The following is a 12,900-nucleotide window of genomic DNA, read 5'->3' on the forward strand; positions in this document are numbered from 1 at the left end:
CTGCAAACCCCCATGAGTGTCAGCGCTACCGGTAGACTGGTGGCAATCCCGCCCACTCGCGGAACATGTCGAACGACGCAGCCGCTCCCGCCTGTCCTCCCGGGGTGACCCGCACAGGCGCGGAAGGGCTTGTGCTGTGCCAGAAAGGGCGCTTCGTGGCCGACTCCGGCGACCTCAACGAGAACAACACGGCTTCTACTGAAGAGGGGGTTCCTGCCGGCGCCCTGGGCGACTCCTCGGTGGAGAAGTCGTACGACGCCAGCGCGATCACCGTCCTCGAAGGCCTGGACGCGGTTCGCAAGCGCCCCGGCATGTACATCGGCTCGACGGGCGAGCGCGGTCTGCACCACCTCGTGCAAGAGGTCGTCGACAACTCCGTCGACGAGGCGATGGCCGGGCACGCCGACACCATCGACGTGACGATCCTGCCCGACGGCGGCGTGCGGGTGGTCGACAACGGCCGTGGCATCCCCGTCGGCATCGTGCCGTCCGAGAACAAGCCGGCCGTCGAGGTCGTGCTGACCGTCCTGCACGCCGGCGGCAAGTTCGGCGGCGGCGGCTACGCGGTCTCCGGTGGTCTGCACGGCGTGGGCGTCTCCGTCGTCAACGCGCTGTCGACGCGCGTCGCGGTGGAGATCAAAACCGATGGCCACCGCTGGACGCAGGACTACAAGCAGGGTGTGCCGACCGCCCCGCTGGCCAAGCACGAGGCCACCGAGGAGTCCGGCACCTCGGTGACGTTCTGGGCCGACCCGGACATCTTCGAGACCACCACCTACAGCTTCGAGACGCTCTCCCGGCGCTTCCAGGAGATGGCGTTCCTCAACAAGGGCCTCTCGATCGCGCTGCGCGACGAGCGCCCGGACCATGTGGACGAGGACGGCAACCCCCTCGCGGTCCGGTACCACTACGAGGGCGGCATCGTCGACTTCGTGAAGTACCTCAACTCGCGCAAGGGCGAGCTGGTGCATCCGACGGTGGTCGCGGTGGAGGCCGAGGACAAGGAGCGGCTGCTCTCGGTCGAGCTGGCGATGCAGTGGAACACCCAGTACAGCGAGGGTGTCTACAGCTTCGCCAACACCATCCACACCCACGAGGGCGGTACCCACGAAGAGGGCTTCCGCGCGGCGCTGACGGGTCTGATCAACCGCTACGCCCGCGACAAGAAGCTGCTGCGCGAGAAGGACGACAACCTCACGGGTGAGGACATCCGCGAGGGCCTGACGGCGATCATCTCGGTCAAGCTCGGCGAGCCGCAGTTCGAGGGCCAGACCAAGACGAAGCTGGGCAACACCGAGGCAAAGACCTTTGTGCAGAAGGTCGTCCACGAGCACCTCACGGACTGGCTCGACCGCAACCCCAACGAGGCCGCGGACATCGTCCGCAAGGGCATCCAGGCGGCGACCGCCCGGGTGGCCGCCCGTAAGGCGCGCGATCTGACCCGCCGCAAGGGCCTGCTGGAGACGGCGTCGCTGCCGGGCAAGCTGAGCGACTGCCAGTCCAACGACCCCACCAAGTGCGAGATCTTCATCGTCGAGGGTGACTCCGCCGGCGGCTCGGCCAAGTCCGGCCGCAACCCGGAGTACCAGGCGATCCTGCCGATCCGAGGAAAGATCCTCAACGTCGAGAAGGCACGCGTCGACAAGATCCTGCAGAACAACGAGGTCCAGGCGCTGATCTCGGCGTTCGGTACGGGCGTGCACGAGGACTTCGACATCGAGAAGCTCCGCTACCACAAGATCATTCTGATGGCGGACGCCGACGTCGACGGTCAGCACATCAACACCCTGCTGCTCACGTTCCTGTTCCGCTTCATGCGCCCGCTGGTCGAGGCCGGACACGTCTACCTCTCCCGCCCGCCGCTGTACAAGATCAAGTGGGGCCGGGACGACTTCGAGTACGCCTACTCCGACGCGGAGCGGGACGCCCTGGTCGAGCTCGGCAAGCAGAACGGCAAGCGGATCCGCGAGGACTCCATCCAGCGGTTCAAGGGTCTCGGCGAGATGAACGCCGAGGAGCTGCGGGTGACGACCATGGACATCGACCACCGCGTCCTCGGCCAGGTCTCCCTGGACGACGCGGCCCGCGCCGACGACCTGTTCTCGGTGCTCATGGGTGAGGACGTCGAGGCACGCCGCTCGTTCATCCAGCGCAACGCCAAGGACGTCCGCTTCCTCGACATCTGAGCCCTGTCGGCCCGAACAACAGCCGCAGCTCGAAAGGACTTTGAACCACCATGGCCGACGAGAACCCCCCTGTGACCCCGGACGGCGTGACCGCCGAGGGCGCGCCCGCCGCCATCGAGGGCGTCGGGATGCGCGTCGAGCCCGTCGGGCTCGAGACGGAGATGCAGCGCTCCTACCTCGACTACGCGATGTCCGTCATCGTCTCGCGTGCGCTGCCGGACGTCCGCGACGGCCTCAAGCCCGTCCACCGCCGCGTCCTGTACGCGATGTACGACGGCGGCTACCGCCCCGAGAAGGGCTTCTACAAGTGCGCCCGCGTCGTCGGCGACGTCATGGGTACGTACCACCCGCACGGCGACACCTCGATCTACGACGCGCTGGTGCGCCTGGCGCAGCCGTGGTCGATGCGGATGCCGCTGGTGGACTCCAACGGCAACTTCGGCTCCCCGGGCAACGACCCGGCCGCCGCCATGCGGTACACCGAGTGCAAGATGGCGCCGCTGTCGATGGAGATGCTCCGGGACATCGACGAGGAGACCGTCGACTTCCAGGACAACTACGACGGCCGCAACCAGGAGCCGACGGTCCTGCCGTCCCGCTTCCCCAACCTGCTGATCAACGGCTCGGCCGGTATCGCGGTCGGTATGGCCACCAACATCCCGCCGCACAACCTGCGCGAGGTCGCGGCCGGCGCCCAGTGGGCGCTGGAGCACCCGGAGGCCTCCCACGAGGAGCTGCTCGAGGCGCTGATCGAGCGGGTCAAGGGCCCGGACTTCCCCACCGGCGCGCTGGTGGTGGGCCGCAAGGGCATCGAGGAGGCCTACCGCACCGGCCGCGGCTCGATCACGATGCGCGCGGTGGTCGAGGTCGAGGAGATCCAGAACCGCCAGTGCCTGGTGGTCACCGAGCTGCCCTACCAGGTCAACCCGGACAACCTCGCGCAGAAGATCGCCGACCTGGTCAAGGACGGCAAGATCGGCGGCATCGCGGACGTCCGCGACGAGACCTCCTCGCGCACCGGCCAGCGCCTGGTCATCGTCCTCAAGCGGGACGCGGTCGCCAAGGTCGTCCTGAACAACCTCTACAAGCACACCGATCTGCAGACCAACTTCGGTGCGAACATGCTCGCCCTGGTGGACGGCGTGCCGCGCACGCTCTCCCTGGACGCGTTCATCCGCAACTGGGTCACGCACCAGATCGAGGTCATCGTCCGCCGTACGAAGTTCCGGCTGCGCAAGGCCGAGGAGCGGGCGCACATCCTGCGCGGTCTGCTCAAGGCCCTGGACGCCATCGACGAGGTCATCGCGCTGATCCGGCGCAGTGAGACGGTCGACGTGGCCCGCGAGGGCCTGATGGGCCTGCTGGAGATCGACGAGATCCAGGCCAACGCGATCCTGGAGATGCAGCTGCGCCGGCTGGCCGCCCTGGAGCGCCAGAAGATCACCGCCGAGCACGACGAGCTGCAGCGCAAGATCAACGAGTACAACGCGATCCTGGCCTCCCCGGAGCGCCAGCGCCAGATCATCAGCGAGGAACTCGCCGCGATCGTCGAGAAGTTCGGCGACGACCGGCGCTCGAAGCTGGTGCCCTTCGAGGGCGACATGTCCATCGAGGACCTGATCGCCGAGGAGGACATCGTCGTCACGATCACCCGTGGCGGCTATGTGAAGCGCACGAAGACCGACGACTACCGCTCCCAGAAGCGCGGCGGCAAGGGCGTGCGGGGCACGAAGCTCAAGGAAGACGACATCGTCGACCACTTCTTCGTCTCCACCACCCACCACTGGCTGCTGTTCTTCACGAACAAGGGCCGGGTCTACCGCGCCAAGGCCTACGAGCTCCCCGACGCGGGGCGCGACGCGCGCGGCCAGCACGTCGCCAACCTCCTCGCCTTCCAGCCGGACGAGCAGATCGCGCAGATCCTGGCGATCCGCGACTACGAGGCCGCGCCGTATCTGGTGCTCGCCACCAAGGCCGGCCTGGTGAAGAAGACCCCGCTCAAGGACTACGACTCCCCGCGCTCCGGCGGTGTGATCGCGATCAACCTGCGCGAGCAGGAGGACGGCTCGGACGACGAGCTGATCGGTGCCGAGCTGGTGTCGGACACCGACGACCTGCTGCTGATCAGCAAGAAGGCCCAGTCGATCCGCTTCACGGCGACGGACGAGGCGCTGCGGCCGATGGGCCGGGCCACTTCCGGTGTGAAGGGCATGAGCTTCCGCGAGGGCGACGAGCTGCTGTCGATGAACGTGGTCCGCGCCGGTACGTACGTCTTCACCGCCACGGACGGCGGGTACGCCAAGCGCACCGCGGTCGACGAGTACCGCGTCCAGGGCCGCGGCGGTCTGGGGATCAAGGCCGCCAAGATCGTCGAGGACCGTGGCTCGCTGGTCGGCGCGCTGGTCGTCGAGGAGACGGACGAGATCCTCGCCATCACCCTCGGCGGTGGCGTGATCCGCACACGGGTCAACGAGGTCCGTGAGACCGGCCGTGACACCATGGGCGTCCAACTGATCAACCTCGGCAAGCGTGATGCCGTCGTCGGCATCGCACGGAACGCCGAGGCCGGCCGGGAAGCCGAGGAGGTCGACGCGGGCGAGGCGCCCGAGGAGGCCGAGGGGACCGAGCTCGCGGCGGAGTAGCGCAAGGAGTAGGTCGTGAGTGGAGCCACGGGCGCTGCGGCGGGTGGACCGGGAGACAACAAGAGCTCCCCGTCCGGACCCGCTACCGTGACGGAGCACAGCGCCCGTGGCTCTGCCATATCTGACAACGGCCCCCGAGACGAGGGCTCGCACCAGGGGAGAACCGTGTCCGACACCCGACAACCACAGCCGCAGCCGCAGTCCCAGCCGCAGCCGCGTCCCCAGGGAGCGTCAGAGGCGGCCCAGGGTGCCCCACAGCAGCCGTATCAGCCGCCTCAGGCGTATCCCACCGGCGGTGGGCAGGACGGCGGGCAGGCGGTGCGCAGGCCGCGTACGGGCGCCCGTACGATCCCGCGGACGCGCAAGGCCCGGCTGCGGGTGGCACGGGCCGATCCGTGGTCGGTGATGAAGGTCAGCTTCCTGCTCTCCATCGCACTGGGCATCTGCACGGTCGTGGCCGTCGCGGTGCTGTGGATGGTCATGAACGCGATGGGGGTCTTCTCCACCGTCGGCGGAACGATCAGCGAGGCGACCGGCTCCGGTGACGGCAGCGGCTTCGACCTGCAGTCGTTCCTGTCGCTGCCGCGGGTGCTGCTGTTCACGTCGATCATCGCGGTGATCGACGTGGTGCTGGCGACGGCGCTGGCCACTCTCGGTGCCTTCATCTACAACCTGTCGGCCGGCTTCGTCGGCGGTGTGGAGCTCACGCTCGCCGAGGACGAGTGAGTCTTCGGCGGGAGGGGTTCCGGGGGCCCTCGGGAACCGATTTTGGGAACGCCTCTGAAGTGCGCTAATCTTTCGGTGCAGCGAACGCGCGGCTATAGCTCAGACGGTTAGAGCGCTTCCCTGATAAGGAAGAGGCCCCAGGTTCAAGTCCTGGTAGCCGCACTGCACAATCGGCCCGGCCGGGGAACTCCCCGGCCGGGCCGATTCGTTGTACGGGCGCGGAAGTTGGCCCGTGAAGCAGGCCTCGGACGAGGTGTTGCCGACTGCGGGCTAGGTAACCGATCGGTATCGGCCGGTGTGTATCATCGGCCGACATAGGTCCCCTACGTCAACGAAAGACGAGGTCGCGCGGTGAAGAAGCTTCTCCTGGTCGCACTGGCCGCCATCGGCGGGCTCCTCGTGTACCGCCAGATCCAGGCGGATCGCGCCGAGCAGGATCTGTGGACGGAGGCGACCGACTCCGTGCCCGCAGGTTCGGGTGTCTGAGACCCATAAACGCACAGCACGCTGGTGCGGAACCCCGATTGCCGCTGGGTGATCGGGGTTTCGCATGTCCGGGGGCGGGCGGGGCGGCATGCGGTGGCCGTACCGGGGTGGCTGATTGTCGTTGCGGTACCGTGACGGTGATCCTCTTGAGTTTGCTATAGCACACCATTAGCTTGCATTAGCAAAGTTTCTGTCTGTGATGTGACCAGCAGGACACAAGGGGGATCAAGACATGGCACTCCGACCATGCAGGGGGGCGGTGGTGGCGTTGCTCGGCGGGCTGTTGCTGGCCCTGACCGCCGCACCGTTTCAGGCCATCGCGGCCACACCCACCAAGGCACCGCCCGCCGAGGGCACCGGCATGGTGATGGTGCTCGACTCGTCCGGCTCGATGGCCGACGACGACGGCTCGGGCAGCACCCGGATCGCCTCCGCCCGCAAGGCCGTCGGCACCGTCGTCGACGCACTGCCCGACGGCTATCCGACCGGCCTGCGGGTCTACGGCGCCGACAAGCCCAAGGGCTGCGACGACACCCGGCTCGCCCAGCCGGTCGCGGCCCTCGACCGTGCGGGCATCAAGAAGGCCGTCGCGGGCCTCGAACCCAAGGGCGACACCCCCATCGGGCTCTCCCTGCGCAAGGCGGCCGAGGACCTGCCCCGGCCCGCCGGCGGCTCGATCGGCAAGCGCACGATCCTGCTGATCTCCGACGGCGAGGACAACTGCAAGACCCCGCCGCCGTGCAAGGTCGCCGCCCAACTCGCCGCGTCCGGCGTCGACCTGCACATCGACGCCATCGGCTTCCAGGTGGCCGGCAAGGCCCGCGCCCAGCTGGAGTGCATCGCCAAGGCCGGCAACGGCCAGTACTACGACGCGCCTGACGCCAGGTCACTCGCCCGCCAGCTCCAGCGGGCCGGCCAACTTTCCGCGGACGGCTACCGGTTCAAGGGGAAGCAGGTCCGCGGTACGGCGACCAGGAGCGGCGCGCCCGACATCGGTCCCGGGCAGTATCTGGACTCCATCGGGCCCAACGAAGAGCGCTACTACGCCACCGATCTGGACGCCGTCTCGACCGCCGACTTCTCGGCGACCGTGGTGCCGCAGCCCGGCGCGGCCGTCGACTCCCTCGATACGCTGCGCACCCGCGTCGCCTACGGCACCGACAGCTCCTGCGACTCCACCAGTGAGCTGTTCGGGCAGACCGAGGGCGCCACGCCGCTGACCTCGGGCGTGAGCCGGGTCCCCTCGCAGAGCGGTACCAGCACCTGCGACAAGGCGGGCCGCTACTGGCTCGTCGTCGAGCGCAAGGCCGCCAAGGGCTCGGACGCCGCGCGCTGGCCCATGGAGCTGACGTTTCACGTGGAACAGCCGCTGGCGAAGGGGGTCACCCCCGCACAGTCCGAGCCGGAGTACGGCGCGGGCGGCAAGGACGCCACCCTGCCGGCCGGCGCCCCCAGGGACGTCACCGGCGGCACCGGCTTCAACGACGCCCAGTCGCTGCACCCGGGGGTCTGGCGGGACAAGATCCTTCCGGCGCAGACCCTTTGGTACAAGGTGCCGGTCGGCTGGGGCCAGCAACTCCGCTACGACGTGGAGTTCGGCAACGAGCCGACGGTCAGGGGATACAGCTCCCACATCTCCTACGGAGCCACCCAGGTCTATACGCCGTTCCGCGCGCCGGTCGGCAGTGGTGCGGGACAGTTCAATCGGCAGGCGTCCTACAACGGGCGGCTGGCAGCGCTCAGCATGGGAACCGTCCCGGTCTCCTGGACCAACCGCTATGAGACGCACCCCAATGTGATTCCCGTGCACCACAAGGGCGACTTCTATCTGGCGGTGACGCTGGGCGCCAAGGCCTCCCAAATCGCGGAGAATCCGCGGATCGGTGTGGTGCTGCGGGTCGCCGTGCTGGGCAAGGAGAAGTCCGGCCCCGAAGCCGGCGCCTCCGCGGCCAAGGCCGACACCTCCCCGGGCGAATCCGGGCGCTCGGCGGACGGCGGGGACGGCGGCGGTGGAGGATGGTCGACCGGACGTGTGGTGGCTCTCGCCGTCGGTGGAGTGGGCGTACTGCTGCTGGCCGGTCTCGCGCTGGCCTACGTACGGGCTCGCAGGAAGCCGACGGCCGCAGAGGGGAATTCGGATCCGATGAGGGGTGGCTCGTGGTGACGGGGCGCATGACGACTCGGACGGTGTTTCACGTGAAACACCGCAACAGAGTGGTCGCCGTGCTGGCGGCGCTCGCGGCGGTGACGGTGCTGCCGGGGACGGTGGGGGTGGCCTCGGCCGACGAAGTCCCGGGCTACCGGACGGCCGACGGCGCCACGTCCGTCACGGGCACCGCCAGCGCCACGGACGCACCGCAGCTCAAGCCCGGGCTGCACACCGACGTCATCAAGCGCGGCGAGCAGAAGTACTACGCCGTCACCCTCGATGCCCGGCACAGCGCGTACTTCTCGGTGACCGCAGCGCCCAAGCCCGGTACCAAGGTCGAGGACTTCGCCGACAAGCTGACCCTCAACGTCCAGGACAGCAGCGGCGCCACCTGCGACAGCGAAGCCAACCCGTCCTTCAACGGCGGTGGCATGGTCTATCCGGTCGCCGACTACGCCACCCGCCGCATCGGCGCCGACCGTGCGGGCTGTCAGAAGGCGGGCCCGTACTACCTGGTGGTCACCCGCAAGGGATCGGCGACCTCCGGCCCCGAGACCTGGCCGATCGAGCTGGACTACCTCGAAGAGCCCCCGCTCAAGGGCAACACCCCCGCCCAGCCGGGCGAGGGAACCTGGAGCACCGCCGCGCCGCCGTTCCGTACGGACCCCACCAAGCGCAGGGCCAAGGGAGGCACCGGCTTCAACGATGCGGGCTCGGTCGCCACCGGCGTGTGGCAGGACCGGATCAGACCGGGCGAGACCCGTTTCTACCGCGTACCGGTGGACTGGGGGCAGCGGCTCAACCTGAGCGCGGAGCTGCCGAACGCCTCCGCCGGCACCTCCTCGGGCTTCCTCGCCAGGGCGCTCAGGCTGGCCGTCTACAACCCTGCGCGTGGCGCGGTCGGCGACGGGACCTTCGCTTCGTTCACCGGGAAACCGGCCGGAGCCAAGGAGTTCACCGCGCCCGTCGACTACGGCAACCGCTTCAACGTGTCCCGCGAGATCAGCGCGATGCGGTTCGCCGGCTGGTACTACCTCGAGGTCAGCCTGCACCCCGATGCCGCGCGGTACTTCCCCAAGGGCACCCCGCTCACCCTCCGGGTGGACGTCCGCGGCGCCGCCAAGGCCGGGCCCGGCTACGCCGAGCCGACCAGCGTGTTCTCCGTGACGCCCGAGGACCAGGAGACGGCGCAGAAGGGCCAGACCGCGCAGGAGGCGGCAAAGAACGGCACGCTGCTGACGGTGGGCTACGCCGGGATCGGTACGGGTGTGGTGCTGCTGGTGGGGCTGGGGGCGTGGACGCTGCTGGCCCGGCGGTCGGCGGCCGCGGCCCCGGGCGCCGCGGGCGGACCGGGGGCACAGCCCGTGCTGCCGCACCAGCCGACGCAGTCCGCCCAACAGGCCCGGCACACCCAGCAGTCTGGGCCGCCGCAGGGCTGGTAGCGGGGCAACGCGCCGCCGCCCCGCAGCGGCGCGTCAGGCGGAGACCAGCGCCCAGACCCCGACCGCGATGCACAGCAGCGCGACGATCAGCACCGGGATCGCGACCTTCGGGGGCGGTCCCGGCTTCCTGTACGGCGCGGGCGTCGCCGCGCCCGGGGCGGAGACGGTCGCGCCGAGCGGAGACGGTCCGGGGACGGGGTGCGGCCCGGCCGTGTAGGGGCGGGTCGCGGGGTAGTCCGGGCGGACGGCGGCCGTGGGCTCGTACGCGGGCGGCGGGGGAGGGGTCTGCGCCGGCATCGGCACGGGAGGCGGGGTGGAAGCCGGTGCCGATGCGGATGCCGATGTCGGTGTCGGTGTCGGCGGGGTGCTCGGCTCCGGCGGTGCGAGCTGGAAGCTGCCGGTGTCCGACATGGAGCCGTGCCCGGTGGCACCGCCGCCCACTGCGGCGCCGGACGTCGGCGTCCCGGAAGGATCCTCGGCCGCCAGGGGCCCGTCCGGTCCGAACCCGGCCGGCAGCGGCCCTATGTGGTCGAAGACCTCGACGACCTCTTCCTCGATCGTGCTGTCCGGCAGCATCTCGACCGCCGCCAGGACCGCCTTGCGCGCGCCCGTGGCCGTCTTGAACCGGGAGTCCGGGTTCGGGTGCACCAAGGACGCCAGGACCTGCCACAGCGGCTCCGGCACGCCCTCGGGCGCGCTGGGGATGCCGTGCTGCGCGAAGTGCCCGACCAGGGCCTCGGCGTCCGGCTTGGTGCCGGTGAGCAGATACACCGCGACCAGACCGACCGCGAACAGGTCCGCCGGGAAGTCCGGTTCGGCACCCAGCATCTGCTCCGGCGCGAAGTAACCGGGCGTGCCCACCACATAGTTGGTCTCGGTCAGGCGCGGCTCGCCCTTGCGCATCGCGATGCCGAAGTCCGACAGCCGCAGATGCGGCCGGCCGGTGCCGGTGGACTCCAGCAGGATGTTCGCCGGCTTGATGTCGCGGTGCACCACGCCCTCGGCGTGCACCGCGGTGAGCCCGGCCAGCAGCTGGTCCAGGAGCGTGCACACGAACCGCGGCGGCAGCGGTCCGTAGTCGCCGATCAGATGCGCCAGCGAGCCGCCGTTCACCAGGTCCATGGTGAACAGCACCTTGTCGTCGTTCGCGGCCCAGCTCGCCGGGGCCAGCACATGCGGATGATCGATCCGCAGCGCCTGTTCGCGGACGAACCGCAGCAGCGTGTGCGCGTCGCTCTGCTGCAGCACCTTGGCCGCGACATAGCGGCGGCGCCGGTGGTCCCAGGCGCGCCAGACCGCGCCCACCCCGCCCCGCCCGATCGGATCGATCAGCTCGTACCGACCGGCGAAGATCTCACCCATTGCGCCCCGTCCGCTTCTGAACTCACGACGTCCCCTGTGGCTGCGGGTCTAGTTCTGGTGCGCCTCGTAGTGGGCGACCGCGTCCGCGGTACGACCGGCACCGTAGACCCGGAGAAACTCTGCCAGTTCGGGGTGAGTGGGGGCGAGGGTGTTCGCCGCATCGATGATGTCCCCGGCGTCGGAGACCGATCGCAACAGCGACTGGATCTCACGCACCACGCGCCGCACCGTGGTCGCCCCCGTCGACGAGGTCTGCTGCGCGGTGTTGTTCAGCACCGAGCCGCCCGCCGTCTTCTTGATCTCCTCCATGCGGTCGGTGGCCTCGGCGGCGCTGACGCTGCCGTCCGCGACCTGACCGGCCAGTTCCTGCAGCGCCTGGACCCGCTGCACCACAGCCGGGTTGCCTATCTTCGCGCGCTGCCCGCTCATCAGCTGGGAGAGCATCGGCGCGGACAGGCCGAGCACCGAGGCCAGCCGGGCCTGGTTGAGACCGAGGTCGTCGATGAGACGGCGGAACAGCGCACCCAGAGGCTCCCCGTACCAACTGCGCTGGAGCTCCCGGGCCCGCGCGGTGGCTTCCTGCTGTGCTGCGTCCATGCCGTGTCCCCTGTCTCCCCGGTCGCTTCGCTGCCGCGAATCTCGCGAAGCATCCTACGGAGAGCGACGGTGTGCGGCGATACCCGGTCGGGAAAGCGGCCGGACACCGGGTACCCTGGTGCGCGAAGGGGCCTTAGCTCAGTTGGTAGAGCGCTGTCTTTGCATGGCAGATGTCAGGGGTTCGACTCCCCTAGGCTCCACTCCCAAAGCCCTTCCGATCGGCGTCACCGCTGGTCAGAGGGGCTTTTTGCATTCCCAACGGGCTGTGCTGACGGGCTGTCACCCACGCCGTGGCGGGGTCGGTGCGGCGGTACGCGAACGGGCCGTGCCCACCGCCCTCCTACGGCGCTGGGCACGGCCCGGTGGTTTCCGGCCGTCCGGGGTCAGGCCGTGTTGCCTCCGCCGCGGCGTTCCTCGGCCTCCGCCTCGGCCTGCTTGGACTGCACCTCGGGGTCGAGCGGCGCGCCCTCGCTGCCGTCGACCGCGCTCAGCCGCCCGCGGTCGCCGACCTCGGTGGGGGCCGGCGGCTCGACCAGCCAGTCCGGGTTGGCCTGCTTGTCCCACCACTTCCAGGCGGCGACCGCACCGCCGACCATGACGCCGAGCACGGCGAGGCGCTTGGTGACCCTGCCGCACTTGGCGCGGCGGCTGTGCTTCTTCTGCAGCTTGGTGATCTCGGCGGCGGTCACCTGGCCGCGGAGCGCGGCGAGCGCGGCGCTGCCGCGGGCGAGGGCCTCGTCGCGGACCGGCTCGGCCGCGGCCCGCGCACTGGTCACGGCGTGCTCCAGGCGCGGCGCGGTGTACTCGGCGGCGTGCCGTGCCGCCTTGCGGGTCCGGCGGGCCGCCTGGGTCGCCGCGGCGTCCACCTTGGGCGGCAGCGTGCCCCGTGCGTGCTCGATGCGCGGATGCAGATGGGTGTCGTACTGCGAGCGGGCCTGGTGGGCGGCCTCGGCCACCTTCGGGCCCACGCGCGTACGGGCCTCGTGCGCGTAGTGCACGGCGGCGTCCTTGGCCGTACCGGCATACGGTGCCACCGCCTCCGCGGCGTGCCGCACGCTGTCCTTGGCCGTGCTGGTCGCGGCGCGCACGCTGTGCTTGCGGGTCACGGGATCCTCCTCCTCGGTGGCGTCTCCGGGGGCTGGGGGGTTGGTCCCCATGTCTGCTGTATCGCCTGTCCACCCGTTTGGAGATCATGCCCGCTCGGCGCCCGTACGGCATGTGCGAGCGGCCATCCGGGTCATGCGCGGCCCTTTCCGCGGCCGCCGGCGACGACGGCCGCGCCGTGGGCCGGTCCGGCGCCCGAAATCAGT

At 69.9% G+C, this 12,900-nt stretch carries 9 protein-coding genes and 2 tRNA genes; 8 read left to right on the plus strand and 3 right to left on the minus strand.

Annotation, left to right across the window (positions count from 1 at the left end; genetic code table 11):
- Positions 1–155: 155 nt before the first annotated feature.
- The 7 genes from gyrB (at position 156) to AC0680_RS03810 (ending at position 9,631) form a co-directional block, all read left to right on the plus strand.
- Positions 156–2,186, plus strand: a complete 2,031-nt coding sequence (gyrB, locus tag AC0680_RS03780; protein WP_478624635.1) for a DNA topoisomerase (ATP-hydrolyzing) subunit B — start codon at positions 156–158, stop codon at positions 2,184–2,186.
- 50 nt (positions 2,187–2,236) lie between these two features.
- Positions 2,237–4,828: a DNA gyrase subunit A gene (gene gyrA, locus AC0680_RS03785; RefSeq protein ID WP_478624636.1), complete on the plus strand. Its 2,592-nt coding sequence runs from the start codon at positions 2,237–2,239 to the stop codon at positions 4,826–4,828.
- Between the two features lie 15 nt (positions 4,829–4,843).
- Positions 4,844–5,554, plus strand: coding sequence for a DUF3566 domain-containing protein (locus AC0680_RS03790; RefSeq protein ID WP_478624638.1), 711 nt, complete (start codon positions 4,844–4,846; stop codon positions 5,552–5,554).
- Between the two features lie 88 nt (positions 5,555–5,642).
- Positions 5,643–5,716, plus strand: a tRNA-Ile gene (locus AC0680_RS03795).
- Between the two features lie 189 nt (positions 5,717–5,905).
- On the plus strand, positions 5,906–6,040 hold the full coding sequence (locus tag AC0680_RS03800) for a DLW-39 family protein (RefSeq protein WP_003958712.1): 135 nt from the start codon (positions 5,906–5,908) through the stop codon (positions 6,038–6,040).
- A gap of 232 nt (positions 6,041–6,272) precedes the next feature.
- The gene (locus AC0680_RS03805; RefSeq protein ID WP_478624639.1) at positions 6,273–8,204 is read left to right on the plus strand and encodes a vWA domain-containing protein; all 1,932 of its coding nucleotides are present in this window, start codon (positions 6,273–6,275) and stop codon (positions 8,202–8,204) included.
- Between the two features lie 32 nt (positions 8,205–8,236).
- Positions 8,237–9,631 (plus strand): hypothetical protein, encoded by a 1,395-nt coding sequence (locus tag AC0680_RS03810; RefSeq protein WP_478624640.1) that lies wholly within the window; start codon positions 8,237–8,239, stop codon positions 9,629–9,631.
- Positions 9,632–9,664: 33 nt separating this feature from the next.
- On the opposite strand, the gene AC0680_RS03815 is transcribed toward AC0680_RS03810, so the two are convergent.
- Both AC0680_RS03815 and AC0680_RS03820 read right to left on the minus strand, forming a co-directional pair.
- A complete protein-coding gene (locus tag AC0680_RS03815) occupies positions 9,665–10,993 on the minus strand; it encodes a serine/threonine-protein kinase (protein WP_478624641.1) in 1,329 nt (442 codons plus the stop codon).
- 48 nt (positions 10,994–11,041) lie between these two features.
- Positions 11,042–11,590 carry a helix-turn-helix domain-containing protein gene (locus tag AC0680_RS03820; RefSeq protein ID WP_384424220.1) on the minus strand — a complete coding sequence of 183 codons (549 nt, stop codon included), beginning with the start codon at positions 11,588–11,590 and terminating at the stop codon, positions 11,042–11,044.
- Between the two features lie 127 nt (positions 11,591–11,717).
- Here AC0680_RS03820 and AC0680_RS03825 point away from each other — a divergent pair.
- Positions 11,718–11,790 (plus strand) — tRNA-Ala (locus AC0680_RS03825).
- A 183-nt stretch (positions 11,791–11,973) separates the two neighbouring features.
- On the opposite strand, the gene AC0680_RS03830 is transcribed toward AC0680_RS03825, so the two are convergent.
- Positions 11,974–12,696 (minus strand): DUF5324 family protein, encoded by a 723-nt coding sequence (locus AC0680_RS03830; RefSeq protein ID WP_478624644.1) that lies wholly within the window; start codon positions 12,694–12,696, stop codon positions 11,974–11,976.
- Positions 12,697–12,900 lie beyond the last annotated feature (204 nt).

It is taken from the genome of Streptomyces sp. NPDC043738, assembly GCF_056436545.1.